Genomic DNA, 20,679 nt, shown 5'->3' with positions numbered 1-20,679 from the left:
CTGAGCCTGTGACTATAGCACAAGAGATGTGCGCATTGCGAGGTTTACAAGCCGGCCCGCTGCAATGTCACGAGAAACTCTTCGGCCTTCTGAAAGCCGATCACGCGGGTGCCTTGCAGTTCGCGCCCGTCGGTGCCGAAGAAGATCGTGCCGGGCGGGCCAAACAGGCTGAAGCGCTTCAGCAGCGCGCGATCGTCGTCGTTGTTCTTCGTCACGTCGGCCTTCAGCAGCAGCGCGTTCGACAGCTTCGCCTGCACCGCCGCGTCGGTGAACGTGAACCGCTCCATCTCCTTGCACGACACGCACCAGTCGGCATAGAAATCGAGCATCACCGGCCGACCCGCGCCGCGCAACGCCGCATCGAGCTCGGCCACGCTGCGCACCGAGCCGAACACCGGTCCGTGCGACGTGGCGACCGTGCCGCCGCCGCGCAGGTGCCCGAGCGGCTGCAGCGGATCCGTGCCACCCGAGGCCGCGCCGACCAGCTGCAAGGTGCCCAGCAACGCCAGCACCGCCGCGCCCGATTTGCGCAGCAGCATGCCGGGTGCCGTCGGAGCCGCATGTGCACCGCCGGCCAGCGCCACCACCGCGGCGCCGATCAGCAACGCACCCCACGACGCGAGTGCCAGCGTCGACGGCAGCACCGGCTGCACCGTGTACAGCGCTACCGCCAGCAGCATCAGCCCGAACAGGCGCTTCACGCCATCCATCCACGCGCCGGCCCGCGGCAGCAGCGTGCCCGCCGACGCTCCGACCAACAGCAGCGGGATGCTCATGCCGGCTGCCAGCGAGAACAGTGCGGTGCCGCCCAGCAGCACGTCGCGCGTCTGGCTCAGGTACACCAACGCACCGGCCAGCGGCGCTGCAACGCACGGGCTGACGATCAACGCCGACACGCCGCCCATCGCGAACACGCTGAGCAGGCGCCCGGCCGGCAACTGCTGCGAGGCCTCGGTGAGGCGGCCGGTCAACGCCGCCGGCAACTGCAGTTCGTAGACACCGAACATCGACACCGCGAGCGCCACCAGCCCGAGCGCGAACACGCCCAGCACCCACGGGTTCTGCAGCGCCGCGGCCAACCCGACACCCGCGAGCCCCGCCGCCACGCCGAACGCGGTGTAGACCAGCGCCATGCCGAGCGAGTAGCTCGCGGCCAGCGCCAGGCCTCTCGAGCGCGTCACGCTGTGCCCTTGCCCGACGATGATCGACGACAGGATCGGCAGCATCGGCAGCACGCACGGCGTCAGCGACAACAGCACGCCCGCCACGAAGAACACGCCGACGATGGTCCAGAACCGGCCGCCGCGCAAGGCGGCATCGATGCCGGCGCTGTCGGTGCCGGTCGATGCCGTCGGCACGGTGTCCGGCGACGCGTTGCCCGTCGATGCCACGGCGGCCGTCGCCGCGCTGGTCGACGACACTGCACTCGACGGCAGCGCGCCGCCACCACTGGCTGCCACCAGGCGGACCGAGCCGTCGCCGCCGAAGCCGCTCAACCCGACCTCCGCACGCGACTCGCGCGGCGGGTAGCACAGCCCCTTGTCGGCGCAGCCCTGGCTCGTCACCGCCAGCGTGAAGCGCGGCGACGCCTGCTGCACCGGCACGACGATGCGGATCACGCCGCGGTAGGTCTCGACGTTCTTCTGGAAGGTCTCGTCGAACTTCACCTTGCCGGCGGGGATCACCGGCTCGCCGAGCGTCGCGCCTTCGGCGGCGAACCTGAACTGCTCGCGGTAGAGGTAGTAGCCCGGCACGATCGCGAAGCTGACCTCGACACGCTTCGCATCGAGCGCCTTCGCATCGAAGCGGAACGCCACCTCCGGATCGAGGAAGTCGTCCGCGGCACGCGCCGGGCCGGACGCCGTCCAGAGCGCTGCGGCCACCATCAGCGCGGCCGCGAGTCGTTGCCAGGGGGTGAAGAGGTTCAATGCACGCATGGGGTGGTGAGTCGAAGGCACGCGACAGGTTCCGTGCCGCTACTTGAAGAATCGGCGGCGGGTGAGCACCAATGCCAGGTAATAGCCGCCGAGTGCATAGGCCGCCAGCACCAGCACCGGCAGCCACACCTGCTGCGGCCATTGCCCGAGGATCAGCGGCCGCACCAGGTCGACCGCCGCGGTCAGCGGCAGCACGTGCGCGATCACCTGCAGCCAGCCGGGCATCTGCTCGATCGGGAAGTACACGCCCGACAGGAAGGTCATCGGCGTCATCACCAGTGTGAAGTAGTAGGTGAAGAAGTCGTAACCCTGGGCCAGCGCGTTGAACACCAGCGCGATCGACGCGAAGGTCACACCGACGAAGCACAGCAGCGGCAGGGCCAGCAGCATCGTCGGCGCCCGGCTGATGCCCAGCACGAAGATCACCGCCATGATCGCCGCCACCGTGAACACCGACTTCATCGCGGCCCACAGCATCTCGGCGAACACGATGTCGTCGAGCGCGATCGGCGCGTTCATGATGCTGTCCCAGGTGCGCTGCACCTGCATGCGCGAGTACGCCGAATACAGCGCCTCGAAGGTCGCGGCCAGCGCGCCGCTGACCGCAATGCTGCCCGACGCGAGGTACTGGATGTACGGCAGCCCCTGCACCTGGCCGATCATCGAGCCGAGCCCGTAGCCGAAGGCGACCAGCGTGATCAGAGGCTCGGCGATGTTGCCGAGCACGCTCGGCACCGCCAGCTTGCGCCACACCAGCAGGTTGCGCAGCACCACCGGCCAGAAGCGCGCGGTGATGCGCGGCGCGGCATAGAACGAGATCAGCATGTCAAAGCTCCGGTGCCGAGAGGCGGCGGTCATCATTCATCGCGGATCTGCCGGCCAGTGAGCTTCAGGAACAGGTCCTCGAGGTTGGCCGGGCGGTGCAGCGTGCGGATGTCGTGGTGCTGCGCCAGCGCCTGCAGCAATGGCTGCGGCTGGCTCAGGTAGAAGAACACCGTCTCGCCGCTCGTCTCGACCCGTTCGGCCAGCGCGCCATGCCGTTGCGCCGTCGCGAGCGCCCCGTCACCGAACACCTCGACGACGTCACTCTCCAGGTGCTCGCCGATCAGCCCGCGCGGCGTGCCCTCGGCGATCTTCCGGCCGTGGTCGAGCACCAGCAGGCGGTCGCACAGTCGCTCGGCCTCGTCCATGAAGTGCGTCGTCAGCAGGATGGCCTTGCCCTGCTGCAGCAGGTTCTGCAGCCGCTCCCACATCAGGTGCCGCGCCTGCGGATCGAGCCCGGTGGTGGGCTCGTCGAGCAGCAGCAGGTCGGGGTCGTTGATCAGCGCGCGGCCGAGGCTCAGGCGCCGCCGCATGCCGCCGGACAGCTCGCCGGGCTTCGCATCGGCCTTGGCCTGCAATGCCGAGAACTCCAGCAGCTTCGGGATGCGCGCCTCGATGGTCGCCTTCGGCAGCCCGAAGTAGCGGCCGTACACGCGCAGGTTCTCGGCACAGCTGAAATCGGGGTCGAGACTGTCGAACTGCGTGACGACGCCGATGCGCTTCTTCGCCTCGCGCACCGCCTGCGGGATCGGCAGCCCGAAGGCCTCGACCTCGCCCGCATCGGGCCCGACCAGCCCGAGGCACATGCGGATCGTCGTGGTCTTGCCGGCGCCGTTGGGGCCGATCACGCCCAGGCATTCGCCCGGGCGGATCTCCAGCGACAGGTCATCGACGACCTGGTTGTCGCCGAACTTCTTGAACAGGTGGGAGATGCGGAAGATCGGCTCGGGCATGGACCGCAGTGTGCCAAAGCCCCGCCGTTCGCGGGCGGGCGCCGGCCGGTGGCCCCAATGAAAAAGGGCCGGCGATTCGCATCGCCAGCCCTTCTCGATTCAACCCGCGCAAGCTCAGGCTTCGGCGGTCGTCTCTTCAGCCACGTCCGGGCGGTCGACCAGCTCGACGAAGGCCATCGGTGCGTTGTCGCCGATGCGGAAACCCATCTTCAGGATGCGGGTGTAGCCGCCCGGGCGCGCCTTGTAGCGCGGGCCCAGTTCGTTGAAGAGCTTCGTGACGATGTCGCGGTCGCGCGTGCGATCGAAGGCGAGGCGGCGGTTCGCCAGCGTCGGCTCCTTGGCCAGCGTGATCAGCGGCTCGACGACGCGGCGCAGTTCCTTGGCCTTCGGGACCGTGGTCTTGATCGCTTCGTGTTGCAGCAGCGAGTTGCACATGTTGCGCAGCATCGCGGCGCGGTGCTCCGACGTGCGGTTGAGTTTTCGAAGTCCGTTGCGGTGACGCATGGTGCTGTTCCTTGTTGACTAACTTATGAACCCCAGCCGTATCAGGTACTGGGGGTTGCACGATCAAACGCGTTAGCGCTTGTCCAGGCCCTGGGGCGGCCAGTTCTCGAGGCGTGCACCCAGCGTCAGACCACGCGAGGCGAGCACTTCCTTGATTTCGTTCAGCGACTTGCGACCCAGGTTCGGGGTCTTCAGCAGCTCGGTCTCGGTGCGCTGGATCAGGTCGCCGATGTAGTAGATGTTCTCGGCCTTCAGGCAGTTGGCCGAACGCACCGTCAGCTCGAGCTCGTCGACCGGGCGCAGCAGGATCGGGTCGAACTGCGTGCTGCGCTGGGCCGGCTGGTCGAACGCGGCGATCTCGCTGCCTTCCAGCTGCGCGAACACCGCCAGCTGTTCCACCAGGATCTTCGCCGACGCGCGGATCGCTTCTTCGGGCGTGATCGCGCCGTTCGTGATGATCTCCATCACCAGCTTGTCCAGGTCGGTGCGCTGCTCGACGCGGGCGCTCTCGACCGTGTAGCTGACGCGGGCGACCGGCGAGAACGACGCGTCCAGCACGATGCGGCCGATCGACTTGGTCGGCTCGTCGCCGTAGCGGCGCAACGTGCCCGGCACGTAGCCGCGGCCCTTCTCGACCTTGATCTGCATGTCCAGCTTGCCGCCTTGCGACAGGTGGGCGATGACGTGATCCGGGTTGATGATTTCCACGTCGTGCGGCGTCTGGATGTCGCCGGCGGTGACGGGGCCTTCACCTTCCTTGCGCAGCACCAGCGTCACTTCGTCGCGGTTGTGCAGGCGGAACACGACGCCCTTCAGGTTCAGCATGATGTGAACCACGTCTTCCTGGACGCCGTCGACCGTCGAGTACTCGTGGAGCACGCCGGCGATCGTCACTTCGGTCGGCGCATACCCCACCATCGACGACAGCAGCACGCGACGCAGCGCATTGCCCAGCGTGTGGCCGTAGCCGCGCTCGAACGGTTCCAGCGTGACCTTGGCGCGGTTGCCGCCCAGCGGCTCCACATTGATGGCTTTGGGTTTGAGCAGATTTGTTTGCATGAGGTCTTTCTTTCAATACCCTCGGTTCGTTACACCGATAAGGCTGAGGGACCAACGGCCACGGCGGGTGCCACGGCCGCACCAGGGAAATCGAGAGACTCGCGAAACGCGGACGGGCCACCCCGCGCCGCCCACGGGGGCGGCGTCGGCGTGGCCGGTGCGGGCATCAACGCGAATACAGTTCAACGATCAGCGCTTCCTTGATGTCCGCGCCGAATTCGTCGCGGTCCGGCGCCTTCTTGAACACGCCTTCGAGCTTGCTCGCATCGACCTGCACCCAGTTCGGCATGCCTTGCGATTCGGCCAGCTTGACCGAGTCGGTGATGCGCAGCTGCTTCTTCGACTTCTCGCGCACGGCCACCGTGTCGCCGGCCTTGACCAGGTACGACGCGATGTTGACCGTGGCGCCGTTCACCGTGATCGCCTTGTGCGACACCAGCTGGCGCGCTTCGGCGCGGGTCGAGCCGAAGCCCATGCGGTAGACGACGTTGTCCAGGCGCGATTCCAGCAGCAGCAGCAGGTTGGCACCGGTGTTGCCCTTGCGGCGCTCGGCTTCGGCGAAATAGCGGCGGAACTGGCGCTCCAGCACGCCGTACATGCGCTTGACCTTCTGCTTCTCGCGCAGTTGCAGGCCGAAGTCGGAGGTGCGCGAGCCGGAGGTGCGGCCGTGCTGGCCGGGCTTGCTGTCGAACTTGACCTTGTCACCGATGGCGCGACGGGCGCTCTTCAGGAACAGGTCGGTGCCTTCACGGCGGGAAAGTTTGCCCTTCGGGCCAAGATAACGTGCCACGTTGCTTCCTTTGGTCAATCTGACATGGGCTTCTCGGGAAGCTCATGCGAGTCCGGCGAGTGTTGTTCTGGGCGCTCGGACGGTGGGCTTCAGGCCTGGCGGCCTAACGAATGCGCCGGCGCGGTGCTGGGCACCCGCCGGCGACGAGAAAAACTTCAGCGATCAGATGCGACGACGCTTCTGCGGACGGCAACCGTTGTGCGGCACCGGCGTCACGTCGGAAATCGAATTGATGCGGATGCCCAGCGAAGCCAGGGCGCGCACCGACGATTCACGACCGGGGCCAGGGCCCTTGATCCGCACGTCGAGGTTCTTGATGCCTTGTTCCTGGGCAGCACGGCCGGCGACTTCAGCCGCCACCTGGGCTGCGAAGGGGGTCGACTTGCGCGAGCCCTTGAAGCCTTGGCCGCCGCTCGAAGCCCAGGACAGCGCGCCGCCCTGACGATCGGTGATCGTGATGATCGTGTTGTTGAACGATGCGTGAACGTGGGCAATGCCGTCCGCAACATTCTTGCGGATCTTCTTGCGCACGCGCTGGGCAGCGGTATTCGGTGCTTTAGCCATATCGACCTTCTCTCAAATCACTTCTTGACCAGGGCGCCGGACTTGCGCGGGCCCTTGCGAGTGCGCGCATTCGTCTTCGTGCGCTGGCCGCGAACCGGCAGGCCACGGCGATGACGGAAGCCACGGTAGCAGCCGAGGTCCATCAGTCGCTTGATGTTGATGGACATCTCGCGGCGCAGGTCGCCTTCGATCGTCATGCGGCCGATTTCTTCCCGGATCTTCTCCAGGTCGGTGTCGGTCAGGTCCTTGATCTTGCGATCGAACGGAACATTGCAGACGGCGCAAATCTTCTGCGCGGTGCTGCGACCGATGCCGTAAATCGCCGTCAGGCCGATCTCCGCGTGTTTTTGCGGCGGAATGTTGATACCAGCAATACGTGCCATGTGCTTCCTCTATTCGCTTGTCGTCGAAGGCCAGGTTCAGCCTTGGCGCTGCTTGTGGCGCGGATCAGTGCAGATCACGCGCACAACGCCCTTGCGACGGATGACCTTGCAATTCCGGCACATCTTCTTGACCGATGCTGCAACTTTCATACTTTCTCCTAGGCCCTTTCAGAGCGCTTCCTGATTCAAACTCGTCGTGTTCCGAACTATCACTTGGCCCGGAACACGATGCGGGCCCGCGTCAAATCGTAGGGCGTCAACTCGACTGTCACCTTGTCGCCGGGCAGGATGCGGATGTAGTGCATCCGCATTTTTCCGGAGATGTGGCCCAGCACGATGTGCCCGTTCTCCAACTTCACACGAAACGTGGCATTCGGCAGATTCTCCAGAATCTCGCCTTGCATCTGAATGACGTCGTCTTTCGCCATGCGTGCCTGTTTCGTGTCTGTCTTCGTCGATCACCAGCTTCGTCAGCTGGCCTTGAAATTCGCCTTCTTGAGCAGCGACTCGTACTGCTGGCTCATCACATAAGACTGCACCTGCGCCCAGAAGTCCATCGTGACAACCACGATGATCAGCAGCGAGGTTCCACCGAAGTAGAACGGAACGTTGTACTTCAGCACCAGGAATTCGGGGAGCAGGCAGACCAGCGTGATGTAGATCGCACCGGCCAGCGTCAGGCGGGACAGGATGCGGTCGATGTGCTTCGCCGTCTGGTCCCCCGGACGGATGCCCGGGATGAACGCGCCGCTCTTCTTCAGGTTGTCTGCCGTCTCGCGGCTGTTGAACACCAGCGCCGTGTAGAAGAAGCAGAAGAACACGATCGCCGCGGCATACAGCATCACGTAGATCGGCTGGCCCGGGGACAGCAAGCCGGCCAGGTCCTTCAGCCAGCGCAGGCTTTCGCCCGTCGCGAACCAGCTCACCACGGTGGCCGGCAGCAGGATGATCGACGACGCGAAGATCGGCGGGATCACGCCCGACATGTTCAGCTTCAGCGGCAGGTGCGACGACTGCCCGCCGTAGACCTTGTTGCCGACCTGGCGCTTCGCGTAGTTCACGAGGATCTTGCGCTGACCCCGCTCGACGAACACGACGGCATAGGTCACCGCGGCGATCACGACCAGGATGAACAGCATCACCGGAACACCCATCGCACCGGTGCGCACCAGCTCGAGCAGGCCGCCGATCGCATTCGGCAGACCCGCCGCGATGCCGCCGAAGATCAGGATTGAGATGCCGTTGCCCAGGCCGCGCTCGGTGATCTGCTCACCCAGCCACATCAGGAACATCGTGCCGGCCACCAGGCTGACGACCGCCGTCATGCGGAAGCCGAAACCAGGCGACACCACCAGGCCCGGCGAGCCTTCCAGGGCGAGCGCGATGCTCAGCGACTGGAACACCGCGAGACCCAGCGTGCCGTAGCGCGTGTACTGCGTGATCTTGCGGCGGCCCGACTCGCCTTCCTTCTTCAGCGCTTCCAGGCTCGGCACCACGTAGGTCATCAGTTGCATGATGATCGACGCCGAGATGTACGGCATGATGCCGAGCGCGAAGACGGTGAAGCGGGACAAGGCTCCGCCCGAGAACATGTTGAACAGGCTCAGGATCCCGCCCTGCTGGCCCTTGAACAGGGCCTGCAATTGGTTCGGATCGATGCCCGGCACCGGGATGTGCGCGCCGATGCGGTACACGACGAGCGCCAACACCAGGAAGACCAGCCGACGACGGAGGTCGCCGAACTTGCCGCTCTTGGCCAGCTGATTCGCGTTGGTTGCCACTGAAGCGCGTCCCGAGTGAGTGGGTGGAGTCTGTTCGAAAAGGCTTACGCCACCGAGCCGCCAGCGGCTTCGATCACGGCCTTCGCACCGGCGGTCGCGCCAATCCCCTTGAGCACGACCTTCTTGGTCAGCTCGCCGGTCTTGATGACCTTGACCACCTTGGCCAGCTGGCCGACGAGGCCAGCCTGCTTCAGCGTCAGCATGTCGACTTCATTGGTGGCGAGCACCTCGAGGTCGGACAGCGTGATCTCGGCGTTGTACTTCAGCTGCGCCGACTTGAAGCCGCGCTTCGGCAGGCGACGCTGCAGCGGCATCTGGCCGCCTTCGAAGCCGACCTTGTGGTAGCCGCCCGAACGCGACTTCTGGCCCTTGTGGCCGCGACCGGCCGTCTTGCCCAGGCCGGAGCCGATGCCACGGCCGACACGGCGCTTGGCATGCTTGGCACCCGTGGCGGGCTTGATGTTGTTCAGTTCCATGATGGTTCCTCGGCTCAGAGCACTTTGACCAGGTACTGGACCTTGGTGATCATGCCGCGCACTGCCGGCGTGTCTTCCAGCGTCGATTCGCTGTTCAGCTTGCGCAGGCCCAGGCCGCGCACGGTCGCGCGGTGCGACTCGCGCGTGCCGGCGATGCTGCGGACCAGCTTGATCTTGACGGTTTTCTTGTCAGCCATGATGTTTCTCCGCGTGCCGTTCAGCCGAGGATCTGCTCGACGGACAGGCCACGCTTGGCGGCGATCTCAGCCGGCGTGCTGACATGCTTCAGGGCATTCAGCGTGGCGCGAACGAGGTTGTACGGGTTGGTCGAACCGAGGCTCTTGCAGACGATGTCGGTCACGCCCATCACTTCGAACACCGCGCGCATCGGGCCGCCGGCGATGATGCCGTCACCCGGCTTCGCCGGCGCCATCAGGACGCGCGAAGCACCGTGCTCGCCGATCACCTTGTGGTGGATCGAGCCGTTCTTCAGCGAGACCTTGACCATGTTGCGACGGGCGGATTCCATCGCCTTCTGCACGGCGACCGGAACTTCCTTCGCCTTGCCCTTGCCCATGCCGATGCGGCCGTCGCCGTCGCCGACCACGGTCAGTGCCGCGAAGCTCAGCGTGCGACCACCCTTGACGACCTTGGTGACGCGGTTGACCGCGATCATCTTTTCCTTCAGGCCGTCGTCGTTGCCTTCGGTTTGCGCGCGGGGTTGAAACTTTGCCATTTTCGAATTCCTCGTCAGAACTGCAGGCCGGCTTCACGAGCCGCGTCTGCCAGCGCCTTGATGCGGCCGTGGTATGCAAAACCGGCGCGGTCGAATGCGACCTTCTCGACACCGGCGGCCTTCGCCTTCTCGGCGATGCGCTTGCCGATGACGGTGGCCGCGGCCACGTTGCCGCCCTTGCCGGCAGCGCCAAGTTCCTTGCGGACCTCGGCTTCGGCGGTCGAGGCGCTGGCCAGCACCTTCTGGCCGTCGTCGGAGATGACGCTGGCGTAGATGTGCAGGTTGGTGCGGAAGACCGTCAGGCGCGCCACCCGTTGCACCGCAATGCGCGCACGGGTCTGGCGGGAGCGACGAATGCGCTGATCTTTTTTGTTCAACATGTCATTCGCTCCTTACTTCTTCTTGGTCTCTTTGAGGCTGACCTTTTCGTCGGCATACCGGATGCCCTTGCCCTTGTAGGGCTCGGGCGGCCGGATCGCGCGCACTTCGGCGGCGATCTGTCCGACGACCTGGCGGTCGGATCCCTTGATCAAGATCTCGGTCTGCGTCGGGCAGGTGACCGTGATGCCGGCCGGCATGTCCTTGGCGACCGGATGCGAGAAACCGATCTGCAGGTTCAACTTGGCACCGGCGGCCTGGGCACGGAAGCCCACGCCCACCAGCGTCAGCTTCTTCTCGAAGCCCTTGCTGACGCCGTTGACCATGTTGGCCACCAGCGCGCGCATCGTGCCCGACATCGCATCGGCTTCGACGCTGTCGTTGGCCGGCGTGAACAGCAGCTTGCCGCCTTCGTTCTTGACGGCCACCAGCCCGTTCACCGGACGCACCAGCGTGCCGAGCGAACCCTTGACGCTGATCTTCTCAGCGGTGATCGACACATCCACGCCTTGCGGGACGGCGATCGGCATTTTTCCTACGCGGGACATTCGCTTCTCCGTTCCTTAGGCGACGTAGCAAAGCACTTCGCCGCCGATACCGGCCTGGCGAGCCTTGCGATCCGTCATCACGCCCTTCGGCGTGGTCACGATGGCGACACCGAGGCCGTTCATCACGCTCGGAATGTCGTGGCGGCCCTTGTAGATCCGAAGACCCGGGCGGCTGACGCGCTCGATGTGCTCGATCACCGGGCGGCCGGCGTAGTACTTCAGCGTGATCTCGAGCTGCAGCTTGGACTTGTCGCCCACCACTGCAAAGCTCTCGATGTAGCCCTCGTCCTTCAGGACTTGCGTGATCGCCACTTTCAGCTTCGACGCCGGCATCGTCACGGAGGTCTTCTGGACCATCTGTGCGTTGCGGATTCGCGTCAGCAGATCGGCGATAGGATCACTCATGCTCATTCGAATATCTCCTGATCGTCCTGCCGATTACCAGCTGGCCTTGACGACACCGGGGATGTCGCCCTTGAACGCGAGTTCGCGGATCTTGTTGCGGCCCAGGCCGAACTTGCGGAAGGTGCCACGCGGGCGACCGGTCAACTCGCAACGGTTGCGTTGACGGGTCGGGTACGCGTTGCGCGGCAGCTTCTGCAGCTCCAGGCGCGCGGCGTAGCGCTCTTCGTCGGTCTTCTTCGCATCGTTCGCCGTGGCCTTCAGCTCGGCGTACTTCTTGGCGAACTTGGCAACCAGTTGCTCGCGCTTCAGTTCGCGCTGGATGAGGGATGTCTTAGCCACAGGCCACCTCAGTTCTTGAACGGGAATTTGAACGAAGCGAGGAGCGCCTTGGCTTCATCGTCGCTCTTGGCAGTCGTCGTGATGCTGATGTTCAGCCCACGCAGCGCATCGACCTTGTCGTACTCGATCTCGGGGAAGATGATCTGTTCCTTGACGCCGATGTTGTAGTTGCCACGGCCATCGAACGAACGACCCGAGATGCCGCGGAAGTCACGGACGCGCGGCAGCGCGATCGTCACGAAGCGGTCCAGGAATTCATACATCTGGATGCCGCGCAGCGTGACCATGCAGCCGATGGGCACGCCGTCACGGATCTTGAAGCCGGCAATCGCCTTCTTCGACTTGGTGACCACCGGCTTCTGGCCGGCGATCTTGGTCAGGTCGCCGACGGCGTGCTCCATGACCTTCTTGTCGGAGACGGCCTCGCTCACACCCATGTTGAGCGTGATCTTCGTGATGCGGGGAACCTGCATCGTCGAGGTGTAGCCGAACTTCTTCACGAGGTCGGGAACGACCTTTTCGCGGTAAAACGCTTGCAAACGAGCCATGGCTAACCTCTTATGCCTTGATTTCTTCGCCGCTGGACTTGAACACGCGGACCTTCTTGCCGTCAGACAGCAACTTGATGCCCACGCGATCACCCTTGCCGGTCGCCGCATTGAAGATGGCGATGTTCGACTGATGGATCGGCATGACCTTGTCGACGATGCCGCCGGTGGCGCCCTTCATCGGGTTCGGCTTGACATGCTTCTTGACGACGTTCACGCCGTCGACCGTCAGGTGGTCAGCATCGATGCGCGCGACGACCTTGCCGCGCTTGCCCTTGTCGCGACCGGTCAACACGATGACCTCGTCGCCTGTACGAATCTTGTTCATGGCTCGTCCTTTGACTTGTCTCAGCTCAGAGCACTTCAGGTGCGAGCGAAACGATCTTCATGAAGCGCTCGGTACGCAGTTCACGCGTGACCGGGCCGAAGATGCGGGTGCCGATGGGCTCGAGCTTGGCGTTCAGCAGCACGGCGGCATTGCCGTCGAACTTGACCAGCGAGCCGTCCTGGCGGCGAACGCCCTTGGCGGTGCGAACGACGACGGCGCTGTAGACCTCGCCCTTCTTCACGCGACCACGCGGCGCAGCTTCCTTGATGCTGACCTTGATCACGTCACCGATGCCGGCGTAACGACGCTTCGAGCCGCCGAGCACCTTGATGCACATGACGGATTTCGCGCCAGTGTTGTCCGCGACATCGAGCCGCGATTGCATTTGAATCATGTTCAGTCCCCAACTTGTACTGCGCAAGCGCAGTCAGTCTTGGGCCCGTGGTTTGGGCGGAGCCGCTGCCTGTTCGGTGTCCGGGCTGACCGGTAATCCGGTATGCCGGCGCATCAAGACTTTCTTCGAGATCTGATGCGAAACCGAACGGGCGTTTCGGCGAAGCTGCGGATTATGGGGGAGTTCCTGGAGCCCTGTCAACACAGCCCGCCAAAAGAAACCGGGTGCAGCGCCAGAACTTTGCCTGCGCGGCAGAACCTACAATCGCGGACTTTTCATTTTTTCTGCCCCGCGCCGTCTGGCGCGCCGGGGCGCCCACTGAGGATTCTCACGTGTTCATTTCCGAAGCTTTTGCCCAGGCCGCTCCCGCTGCAGGCGCCCAGTCGCCGTTTGGCGGCGGCATCACCGGCATGCTGCCGTTCGTGCTGCTGTTCGTGGTGATGTACTTCGTGATGATCCGCCCGCAGATGAAGCGGCAGAAGGAACACAAGGCGATGATCGAGGCCGTCGTCAAGGGCGACGAGGTCGTGATCGCCGGCGGGCTGCTCGGCAAGGTCGCCAAGCTGGGCGAGACCTTCATCCACGTCGAGATCGCCAACGGCGTCGAGGTGCAGGTGCAGCGCAGCTCCATCGTGCAGGTGCTGCCCAAGGGCACGGTCAAGTAAGCCGCGCGTGCCATGAATCGCTATCCGTTGTGGAAATACGCGATCCTCGCGATCGCCCTGGTGGTCGGCCTGCTGTACACGCTGCCCAATGTGTTCGGTGAAGCACCGGCGGTGCAGATCAGCAGCGGCAAGCCGACGCTGAAGCTGGATTCCTCGATGACGCAGCGCGTCTCGCAGGTGCTGGCCACCGCCGGCATCCAGCCCGACTTCGTCGAGTTCGACGGCAGCTCGGTGCGCGCACGCTTCGGCGACCTCGACACCCAGGCCAAGGCCAAGGATGCGATCAGCCGCGCGCTGAACCCGAACGAGAACGACCCGAGCTACATCGTCGCGCTGAACCTGCTGTCGCGCTCGCCGCACTGGCTGAGCGCGATCCATGCGCTGCCGATGTACCTCGGCCTGGACCTGCGCGGCGGCGTCCACTTCCTGATGCAGGTCGACATGAAGTCGGCGCTGACCAAGAAGGCCGAGGCGCTGACCGGCGACATCCGCACGCTGCTGCGCGACAAGAACCTGCGCCACGCCGGCATCTCGCGCGACGGCAACACCGTCGACGTGCGCTTTCGCGACCGCGAGACGGTGAACGCGGCGCGCGCGCTGCTGACCGACCAGTTGCCGGACCTGCAGTGGACCGAGACGCCCGACGGCACCGAGATCCGCCTGTCCGGCGCGCTGAAGCCCGAGGCCGCCCGCCGCGTGCAGGACGCCGCGATCAAGCAGAACATCACGACGCTGCACAACCGCGTCAACGAACTGGGCGTCGCCGAACCGGTGATCCAGCAACAAGGCATCGACCGCGTCGTCGTCGAGCTGCCGGGGGTGCAGGACACGGCGCGCGCGAAGCAGACGCTCGGCCGCACCGCGACGCTCGAACTGCGCATGGTCGACGACAGCGCCGAAGCGAACGCCGCGGCCAATGGCAGTGGGCCGGTGCCGTTCGGCACCGAGCGCTTCGTCGAACGCGGCGGCCGCTTGATCATCGTCAAGCGCAACGTGGTCCTGACCGGCGACAGCCTGACCGATGCGCAACCCGGCTTCGACAGCCAGACCCAGCAGCCGAAGGTCGACCTGACCGTCGACGCGAAGGGCGCGCGCATCATGCGCGACACCTCGCGCGACAACATCGGCAAGCGCATGGCGATCATCCTGTTCGAGAAGGGCAAGGGCGAGGTCGTGACCGCGCCGGTGATCCAGGGCGAGCTCGGCAACCGCTTCCAGATCTCCGGCTCGATGACGCCGTCCGAGGCCACCGACACCGCGCTGCTGCTGCGCGCCGGCTCGCTGGCCGCGCCGATGGACATCATCGAGGAGAGCACGATCGGCCCGACGCTCGGTGCCGACAACATCGCCAAGGGCTTCCACAGCGTGATGGGCGGCTTCGCGGCAATCGCGCTGTTCATGTGCTGCTACTACATGCTGTTCGGCGTGTTCTCGACACTGGCGCTCGCCTTCAACCTGCTGCTGCTGGTGGCGGTGCTGTCGATGCTGCAGGCCACGCTGACGCTGCCCGGCGTCGCCGCCATCGCGCTGACGCTGGGCATGGCGATCGACGCCAACGTGCTGATCAACGAGCGGGTGCGCGAAGAGCTGCGCAACGGCGCGGCTCCGCAGACGGCGATCAACGCCGGCTACGAGCGGGCGTTCGCGACCATCCTCGACTCGAACGTCACGACGCTGATCGCCGGCGTCGCGCTGCTGGCCTTCGGCTCCGGGCCGATCAAGGGCTTCGCGGTCGTGCACTGCCTGGGCATCCTGACCTCGATGTTCTCGGCGGTGATGTTCTCGCGCGGTCTCGTGAACCTCTGGTACGGCGGCAAGAAGAAGCTCAAGGGCGTGTCGATCGGCCAGGTCTGGCGTCCGCAAGCGGCACCGGCCGCGCCGGGCGACCAGGCGCCGCAAGGCTGATCCACGCAACACCAGAACAAGCAGGCATCTCCATGGAATTCTTCCGGATCAAGCGCGACATCCCGTTCATGCGGCACGCGCTGGTGTTCAACGTCGTGTCGCTGCTGACCTTCCTGGCCGCGGTATTCTTCCTCGTGACCCGCGGCCTGCACCTGTCGGTCGAGTTCACCGGCGGCACGCTGATCGAGACGGCCTATTCGCAGTCGGCCGACATCAATCGCGTGCGCGGCATCGTCGAGACGTTGCAGCTCGGCGAGGCCCAGGTGCAGAACTTCGGCAGCGCGCGCGACGTGCTGATCCGCCTGCCAGTGCGCCCGGACGTCAAGCAGGACGTGGTCGTCGAGCGGGTGTTCGGCGCGCTGTGCCAGGCCGAGAAGGGCACCGTGTCGGTCAAGCAGTTCGTCAGCGACAAGGGCGAGGCCGTCTCGCGGCCAGTCTGCACCGCCGGCGACGCCGAACCGCTGGCGCTGCGCCGCAACGAATTCGTCGGCCCGCAGGTCGGCCGCGAACTGGCCGAGGACGGCGCCAAGGCGCTGGTCTTCGTGATCGCCGGGATCATGCTGTACCTCGCGTTCCGCTTCGAATGGAAATTCTCGGTCGCCGCGATCGTCGCCAACCTGCACGACGTGATCATCATCCTGGGTTTCTTCGCGTTCTTCCAATGGGAGTTCAGCCTGTCGGTGCTGGCGGCCGTGCTCGCGGTGCTGGGGTATTCCGTCAACGAATCGGTCGTGGTGTTCGACCGGATCCGCGAGGCCTTCCGCAAGTACCGCAAGATGACGACGCCCGAGGTCATCGACCACGCGATCACCAGCACGATGAGCCGCACCATCATCACGCACGGCAGCACGCAGATGATGGTGCTGTCGATGCTGATCTTCGGCGGCCAGACGCTGCACTACTTCGCGGTGGCGCTGACGATCGGCATCCTGTTCGGCATCTACTCGTCGGTTTTCGTCGCCGCCGCGATCGCGATGTGGCTCGGCGTGAAGCGTGAAGACCTGATGAAAGCGACCGCCAAAGAGACCGATCCGGACGATCCGAACGCCGGGGCGGTGGTGTAGAGTAAGGACTTCCCCCACCAGAGCGCTATCCGACACCTTCATGGCGACCGCCGCCGATTCGTTGGCCCTGGCCGCCCAGGCGCGCCGCTCCTACGTCGAGCGACTGCTCTACGGCGTGCCCGGCATCGTCCAGGCCGTCGAGGAAGGCGCGCGCTTGCTGGCCGCCCAGACGGCCGAGCACGGCATCCAGTACAAGCGCCGCGACGCCGCGGCAGACCTGCGCCGCGCCGCGCCGTTGTGGGTCAGCGGCATGACGACGGCGCTGCGCGCATCGCTCGGCAGCGGCATGGTGTCGGCGTCCCGACCGGGCGACCTGCCGCCGCCGGGGCGTGCCGCCAGCATGACGCTGGTCGACGACGACACCATCGAGGTCGAGATCCTCAGCTCGCGGCTGGCGCTCGCGATGATGGACAAGTCGTCATGGGAGTTCACCGACCTGCGCTCGCGCATGTCGGCGATGGAGCGCCGCGACGAGCTCGACACCAACGACGTGCTGCGCCCGCATGTGCTCGCGCGCATCGTCACTGCCGCCTGGCGCGGCGCCTCGCTGAACCATGACCTGTGGCGCACGCTGCAAGGCGTGATCCACGAAGAATTCGCCCATTTCGCCGAAGAGGCCTACCACGAGACCAACCGCTGGCTCGTGCAGAAGGGCGTGCTGCCCGATGTCGACCTGCGCCCGTTCATCCGCCGTTCGCGCAATGCGCAGGGCACTGCGGGTGGCGGATCGGGCGGCGCACCGGCCACTGCCGCGCCACCGGCCACCGGCTTCGGTCGCACCGGGGTCGGCGAAGAAACCCGCATGATGACCCGGGCCGGCGGCTTCGCCCGCGGGTCCGACCACGCCGAGGCGGTGCTCGGGCGGCTGAACCGGCTGATTGGACGTCAGCTGCCGGACTTCAGCCGCACGGCGCCGATGAATTCGACCTCGCCCGAGCTGAAAGCCGCGATCTCGGATGCGCAGCAGGGCATCCAGCGCCGGCTGGGCGCGCAGGATTCCCCGCGCACCGCACCGGGCCAGGTCAGCACGCCGGCGCTGCTCGAAGAACTGCACCAGCGCAAACAGGCGCTGAAGAAGGCCGCATCGACGCCGGTCGAGCGCGCGACGATCGAGATCGTCGCATTGCTGTTCCAGAGCATCCTGACCGAAGAACGCATTCCGGCCGTCGTGCGAGTCTGGTTCGCCCGGCTGCAGATGCCGGTGCTGCGCGTGGCCGTCAGCGAGCCCGATTTCTTCGCGACCGTCGACCATCCGGCGCGCCGGCTCATCGACCGCATGGGCGCCTGCGTGATGGGCTTCGACTCGACCAGCCGCGCCGTCGGCGATGCACTCGAACGCGAGATCAAGCGCGTCGTGCAGGTCGTCGAGGCCTACCCCGATACCGGGCGCCGCGTGTTCCAGACGGTGCTGACCGAGTTCGAGAAGTTCCTCGAGAACTATTTCCAGAACGAGAACGAGGCAACGCGCAAGGGCGTCTCGCTGGCCCAGCAGGTCGAGCAACGCGAGACGCTCGCGATCCAGTACACGATCGAGCTGCGCAAGATGCTCAACGAGGTTCCGGTGCAGGAAGGCGTGCGCGACTTCCTGTTCCAGGTCTGGGCCGACGTGATGGCGATGACGGCCGTCAAGAGCGGCGCGCAGGGCCCCGAGACGAAGACGATGAAGCGCGCCGCGGCCGACCTGATCTGGTCGGCGAGCGCGAAGGTGTCGCGCGAGGAACGCGCCGAGGTGATCCGCCGCCTGCCGCCGCTGCTGAAGACGCTGCGCGAAGGCATGGACCATGCCGGCGTCTCGCCGGAGCGCCAGGACGAACACATCCAGCGGCTGAACAACTCGCTCGCCGCGGCCTTCACCGCCAAGACCGCCGCGATCCCGCAGGAGCGGCTCGAGGAACTGATGGTCCGGCTCGAGACGCTCGAGGAGATGCTGCCCGAATCGGCCGACGTCGACATCGACGAAGCAATGGTGCTCGACCTGTCCGGTCACGAGAGCGCCGAACTCGAGGTGGTCGGCGAAGGCGGCTCGATGCCGACGCCGGCGATGCTGACCTGGGCGCGCGAACTCCAGGTCGGCGGCTGGTACATGCTCGACTACCGCAACCGCAATGAAGCGGTGCAGCTTGCGTGGCAGGGGCTGCGGCGCCAGCTGGCGCTGTTCGTGTCGCCGCATGGGCGAGGCATCCTGTTCCAGCAGCACCGCCTGGCCGCCTTCCTGCAGGCCGGGCTGCTGGTGCCGGCGCAGGACGAATCGCTGACCGTGCGGGCCACGCGCAGCGCACTGGCGAAGCTCGACGTCGATCCGACCCGCCTGCTGAACTGAGCCGGCGACGCGTCTCGCACCAGCAAAAAGGCCACCGCATCCGGTGGCCTTTTTGCTGGTGCGAAAGCGGTGTTCAGTGGATCAAGCGGTCCGCTTCGTCGACGAACAGCTCATCGAGGATCAGCGCGTCGGGTTCCTCGCCCAGGCTCCAGAACACCATCAGCACGATGATCTTCAGGTCTTCGAGGTCGACCGGCCCGCCGGAAATGGCCGTCGCGCGGTCGATGACCATTTCGCGCATCGGCGGCGGCAGCACGCCGGCGGATTCGAGGAAGCTGACGAAACCGATCGATGCCTCGCCCAGGTGCTCCTGCTCGGCCGGCGAATAGACGCGCAGGCTGTCCGCGCTTTGCTCGCCGGCATACGACTGCGCTGCGGTGGCCAGGCCGTCGAGCCAGGACAAGGCTTCTTCGATTTCGTCCGACTCGAAACCCATCGCCGACAGCTTGCGCGTCAACTGGGCGTGGTCGGGACACGCGTCCGGCCGCCAGTAGTTTTCGTACAGGTAGACAAGCACGTCGAACATGAACCGACTATACCGCAGGGTCACTGCCGGATGAGCGGCAAAAAGCCCTGCGTTCGGGGTGGCTCAGCCGGTCGAAACCCTCTGGAACAGCTGGCCCGGGAGGCGGCTGACGCGCCCTTCCAGTTCCAGCTCCAGCAGGTGGATGTTGAGCTGCTGCGCCGACCACCCGGTGCGTGCGACCAGCGCATCCAGGTTGGCGGGTTCGAAGCCGAGAGCGGCCAGCACCGCGTCCTCGACGGCGGCGTCCGCGTGAGCACCCACCTCGGTATCGGCGACGGCGGCCGCCCGCTGCGGGAACTGGATTTCTTCCAGCACATCGGCCGCGCTCTCGACCAGCTTCGCGCCCTGCTTGATGAGCCCATGGCAGCCGCGCGACTGCGGCGAGTGGATCGATCCGGGAATCGCGAACACCTCGCGCCCGGCCTCGCTGGCCAGCCGGGCGCTGATCAGCGAACCCGATTGCAATGCCGCCTCGACGACCAGCGTGCCACGCGACAGCCCGGCGATGATGCGATTGCGCTGCGGAAAGTTGTGCGGCAGCGGCGGCATGCCGAGCGCGTATTCGCTGAGCACCAGCCCCTCGACGCCGATGCGCGCCGCCAGTGCGGCATGGCGCTTCGGGAACACCTGGTCGAGCCCGGTGCCGACCACCGCGATCGTGCTGGCCGGCCCTTGCAGCGCACCTTCGTGCGCCGCGCCGTCGATGCCCTGGGCGAGCCCGGACACCACCGTCATGCCGGCCTCGCTCAACGCGCGGGCAAAGGCCTTCGCGTTCGCCAGCCCCGCGGGCGTCGCCTGCCGGCTGCCGACGATGGCCACGCACGGCGCGGCCAGTTGCTCGATGCGCCCTTCGGCATAGAACATCAGCGGTGGATCGGCGGTCTGCAACAACGCCGCCGGATAGTGGGAATCGCCCAGCGTCACGATGTGACGCGGCACCTCGGCCGAGGCCGCCGCCAGCCAGCGGCGCGTGGTGACCAGCAGATCGGCCAGTTCGTCCGGCAACGCCTCCAGCGCCTCCGCGATGGACGGGGCGACGACCTGCCGGCGCGCGGCGGACCCCGCCTGCAGCACCGCGCGGGGCGAGCCGAACGCGGCCAGCAGCCTGCGCGCTGCTTCTCGCCCGACGCCGGGCGTTTCGGTCAGCCGAACCCAGTCCGCCCAGTCATCGATCGGGGCGGCACCATGGAACGCGGAAGAGGCACCCATGCCGGTCGTCCGAACAGCGACCGCCCGACAACGAACAACGAGGCA

Annotated in this window: 27 protein-coding genes and 1 pseudogene; 4 read left to right on the top strand and 24 right to left on the bottom strand. The window is 65.9% G+C overall.

Annotation, left to right across the window (positions count from 1 at the left end; translation table 11 throughout):
• Nucleotides 1-44: 44 nt before the first annotated feature.
• From dsbD to rplN, 22 genes and pseudogenes are all read right to left on the bottom strand, one after another.
• The gene (gene dsbD, locus FHT26_RS25980; protein ID WP_246868110.1) at nucleotides 45-1,937 is read right to left on the bottom strand and encodes a protein-disulfide reductase DsbD; all 1,893 of its coding nucleotides are present in this window, start codon (nucleotides 1,935-1,937) and stop codon (nucleotides 45-47) included.
• Nucleotides 1,938-1,976: 39 nt separating this feature from the next.
• Nucleotides 1,977-2,762, bottom strand: a complete 786-nt coding sequence (locus tag FHT26_RS25975; RefSeq protein WP_168562990.1) for an ABC transporter permease — start codon at nucleotides 2,760-2,762, stop codon at nucleotides 1,977-1,979.
• A 32-nt stretch (nucleotides 2,763-2,794) separates the two neighbouring features.
• Nucleotides 2,795-3,127, bottom strand: coding sequence for an ATP-binding cassette domain-containing protein (locus tag FHT26_RS30655; RefSeq protein ID WP_490362812.1), 333 nt, complete (start codon nucleotides 3,125-3,127; stop codon nucleotides 2,795-2,797).
• 150 nt (nucleotides 3,128-3,277) lie between these two features.
• A pseudogene (locus tag FHT26_RS30650) lies at nucleotides 3,278-3,640 on the bottom strand (ATP-binding cassette domain-containing protein); the annotation flags it as partial.
• A gap of 186 nt (nucleotides 3,641-3,826) precedes the next feature.
• The gene (gene rplQ / locus FHT26_RS25965; RefSeq protein ID WP_056805302.1) at nucleotides 3,827-4,216 is read right to left on the bottom strand and encodes a 50S ribosomal protein L17; all 390 of its coding nucleotides are present in this window, start codon (nucleotides 4,214-4,216) and stop codon (nucleotides 3,827-3,829) included.
• 72 nt (nucleotides 4,217-4,288) lie between these two features.
• On the bottom strand, nucleotides 4,289-5,275 hold the full coding sequence (locus FHT26_RS25960; RefSeq protein ID WP_056805299.1) for a DNA-directed RNA polymerase subunit alpha: 987 nt from the start codon (nucleotides 5,273-5,275) through the stop codon (nucleotides 4,289-4,291).
• A 166-nt stretch (nucleotides 5,276-5,441) separates the two neighbouring features.
• The gene (rpsD, locus tag FHT26_RS25955; RefSeq protein ID WP_056805461.1) at nucleotides 5,442-6,065 is read right to left on the bottom strand and encodes a 30S ribosomal protein S4; all 624 of its coding nucleotides are present in this window, start codon (nucleotides 6,063-6,065) and stop codon (nucleotides 5,442-5,444) included.
• A gap of 162 nt (nucleotides 6,066-6,227) precedes the next feature.
• Nucleotides 6,228-6,629, bottom strand: coding sequence for a 30S ribosomal protein S11 (gene rpsK / locus FHT26_RS25950; RefSeq protein WP_168562988.1), 402 nt, complete (start codon nucleotides 6,627-6,629; stop codon nucleotides 6,228-6,230).
• 17 nt (nucleotides 6,630-6,646) lie between these two features.
• Nucleotides 6,647-7,012, bottom strand: coding sequence for a 30S ribosomal protein S13 (rpsM, locus tag FHT26_RS25945; protein WP_056805297.1), 366 nt, complete (start codon nucleotides 7,010-7,012; stop codon nucleotides 6,647-6,649).
• A gap of 36 nt (nucleotides 7,013-7,048) precedes the next feature.
• The gene (gene rpmJ, locus FHT26_RS25940) at nucleotides 7,049-7,162 is read right to left on the bottom strand and encodes a 50S ribosomal protein L36 (protein WP_011830995.1); all 114 of its coding nucleotides are present in this window, start codon (nucleotides 7,160-7,162) and stop codon (nucleotides 7,049-7,051) included.
• 59 nt (nucleotides 7,163-7,221) lie between these two features.
• On the bottom strand, nucleotides 7,222-7,440 hold the full coding sequence (infA, locus tag FHT26_RS25935; RefSeq protein ID WP_047489367.1) for a translation initiation factor IF-1: 219 nt from the start codon (nucleotides 7,438-7,440) through the stop codon (nucleotides 7,222-7,224).
• A gap of 42 nt (nucleotides 7,441-7,482) precedes the next feature.
• Entirely contained in the window at nucleotides 7,483-8,793 is a 1,311-nt protein-coding gene (gene secY / locus FHT26_RS25930) for a preprotein translocase subunit SecY (RefSeq protein ID WP_168562987.1), read from the bottom strand.
• Between the two features lie 44 nt (nucleotides 8,794-8,837).
• Complete coding sequence (gene rplO, locus FHT26_RS25925; protein ID WP_168562986.1) at nucleotides 8,838-9,269, bottom strand: 50S ribosomal protein L15; 432 nt, start codon at nucleotides 9,267-9,269, stop codon at nucleotides 8,838-8,840.
• Nucleotides 9,270-9,283: 14 nt separating this feature from the next.
• Nucleotides 9,284-9,466, bottom strand: a complete 183-nt coding sequence (gene rpmD / locus FHT26_RS25920; RefSeq protein ID WP_047507678.1) for a 50S ribosomal protein L30 — start codon at nucleotides 9,464-9,466, stop codon at nucleotides 9,284-9,286.
• A gap of 20 nt (nucleotides 9,467-9,486) precedes the next feature.
• Nucleotides 9,487-10,005, bottom strand: a complete 519-nt coding sequence (rpsE, locus tag FHT26_RS25915) for a 30S ribosomal protein S5 (protein WP_056805286.1) — start codon at nucleotides 10,003-10,005, stop codon at nucleotides 9,487-9,489.
• Between the two features lie 14 nt (nucleotides 10,006-10,019).
• Complete coding sequence (rplR, locus tag FHT26_RS25910) at nucleotides 10,020-10,385, bottom strand: 50S ribosomal protein L18 (protein ID WP_168562985.1); 366 nt, start codon at nucleotides 10,383-10,385, stop codon at nucleotides 10,020-10,022.
• A 12-nt stretch (nucleotides 10,386-10,397) separates the two neighbouring features.
• Entirely contained in the window at nucleotides 10,398-10,931 is a 534-nt protein-coding gene (gene rplF / locus FHT26_RS25905; protein WP_168562984.1) for a 50S ribosomal protein L6, read from the bottom strand.
• Between the two features lie 15 nt (nucleotides 10,932-10,946).
• Nucleotides 10,947-11,342: a 30S ribosomal protein S8 gene (gene rpsH / locus FHT26_RS25900; protein ID WP_056805276.1), complete on the bottom strand. Its 396-nt coding sequence runs from the start codon at nucleotides 11,340-11,342 to the stop codon at nucleotides 10,947-10,949.
• Between the two features lie 27 nt (nucleotides 11,343-11,369).
• Nucleotides 11,370-11,675 (bottom strand): 30S ribosomal protein S14, encoded by a 306-nt coding sequence (gene rpsN, locus FHT26_RS25895; RefSeq protein WP_168562983.1) that lies wholly within the window; start codon nucleotides 11,673-11,675, stop codon nucleotides 11,370-11,372.
• An 8-nt stretch (nucleotides 11,676-11,683) separates the two neighbouring features.
• A complete protein-coding gene (gene rplE / locus FHT26_RS25890) occupies nucleotides 11,684-12,223 on the bottom strand; it encodes a 50S ribosomal protein L5 (RefSeq protein WP_168562982.1) in 540 nt (179 codons plus the stop codon).
• Nucleotides 12,224-12,233: 10 nt separating this feature from the next.
• Nucleotides 12,234-12,551: a 50S ribosomal protein L24 gene (rplX, locus tag FHT26_RS25885; RefSeq protein ID WP_056805269.1), complete on the bottom strand. Its 318-nt coding sequence runs from the start codon at nucleotides 12,549-12,551 to the stop codon at nucleotides 12,234-12,236.
• A gap of 25 nt (nucleotides 12,552-12,576) precedes the next feature.
• Complete coding sequence (gene rplN, locus FHT26_RS25880) at nucleotides 12,577-12,945, bottom strand: 50S ribosomal protein L14 (protein ID WP_011831006.1); 369 nt, start codon at nucleotides 12,943-12,945, stop codon at nucleotides 12,577-12,579.
• Between the two features lie 332 nt (nucleotides 12,946-13,277).
• On the opposite strand from rplN, the gene yajC reads away from it, so the two are divergent.
• From yajC to FHT26_RS25860, 4 genes are read left to right on the top strand one after another with little or no spacing between them, the layout of a single operon-like run.
• Nucleotides 13,278-13,610, top strand: coding sequence for a preprotein translocase subunit YajC (gene yajC / locus FHT26_RS25875; RefSeq protein ID WP_056805266.1), 333 nt, complete (start codon nucleotides 13,278-13,280; stop codon nucleotides 13,608-13,610).
• 12 nt (nucleotides 13,611-13,622) lie between these two features.
• Nucleotides 13,623-15,515, top strand: coding sequence for a protein translocase subunit SecD (gene secD / locus FHT26_RS25870; RefSeq protein ID WP_168562981.1), 1,893 nt, complete (start codon nucleotides 13,623-13,625; stop codon nucleotides 15,513-15,515).
• A gap of 32 nt (nucleotides 15,516-15,547) precedes the next feature.
• Nucleotides 15,548-16,579 carry a protein translocase subunit SecF gene (gene secF / locus FHT26_RS25865; protein WP_168562980.1) on the top strand — a complete coding sequence of 344 codons (1,032 nt, stop codon included), beginning with the start codon at nucleotides 15,548-15,550 and terminating at the stop codon, nucleotides 16,577-16,579.
• 40 nt (nucleotides 16,580-16,619) lie between these two features.
• Complete coding sequence (locus FHT26_RS25860; RefSeq protein WP_168562979.1) at nucleotides 16,620-18,899, top strand: DUF1631 family protein; 2,280 nt, start codon at nucleotides 16,620-16,622, stop codon at nucleotides 18,897-18,899.
• A 73-nt stretch (nucleotides 18,900-18,972) separates the two neighbouring features.
• Here FHT26_RS25860 and FHT26_RS25855 read toward each other — a convergent pair whose 3' ends face one another.
• Together FHT26_RS25855 and dprA are read right to left on the bottom strand one after the other, a co-directional pair.
• Nucleotides 18,973-19,425, bottom strand: a complete 453-nt coding sequence (locus FHT26_RS25855) for a Smg family protein (protein WP_056805253.1) — start codon at nucleotides 19,423-19,425, stop codon at nucleotides 18,973-18,975.
• Between the two features lie 63 nt (nucleotides 19,426-19,488).
• Nucleotides 19,489-20,634 (bottom strand): DNA-processing protein DprA, encoded by a 1,146-nt coding sequence (gene dprA, locus FHT26_RS25850; protein WP_168562978.1) that lies wholly within the window; start codon nucleotides 20,632-20,634, stop codon nucleotides 19,489-19,491.
• Nucleotides 20,635-20,679 lie beyond the last annotated feature (45 nt).

Origin of the sequence: Rhizobacter sp. SG703, from assembly GCF_012275445.1 — a bacterium.
Taxonomy (GTDB): Bacteria; Pseudomonadota; Gammaproteobacteria; order Burkholderiales; family Burkholderiaceae_C; genus Rhizobacter.
Note: the sequence above shows the minus strand (reverse complement) of the source record. Positions and strands in the feature narration are given on the sequence as shown.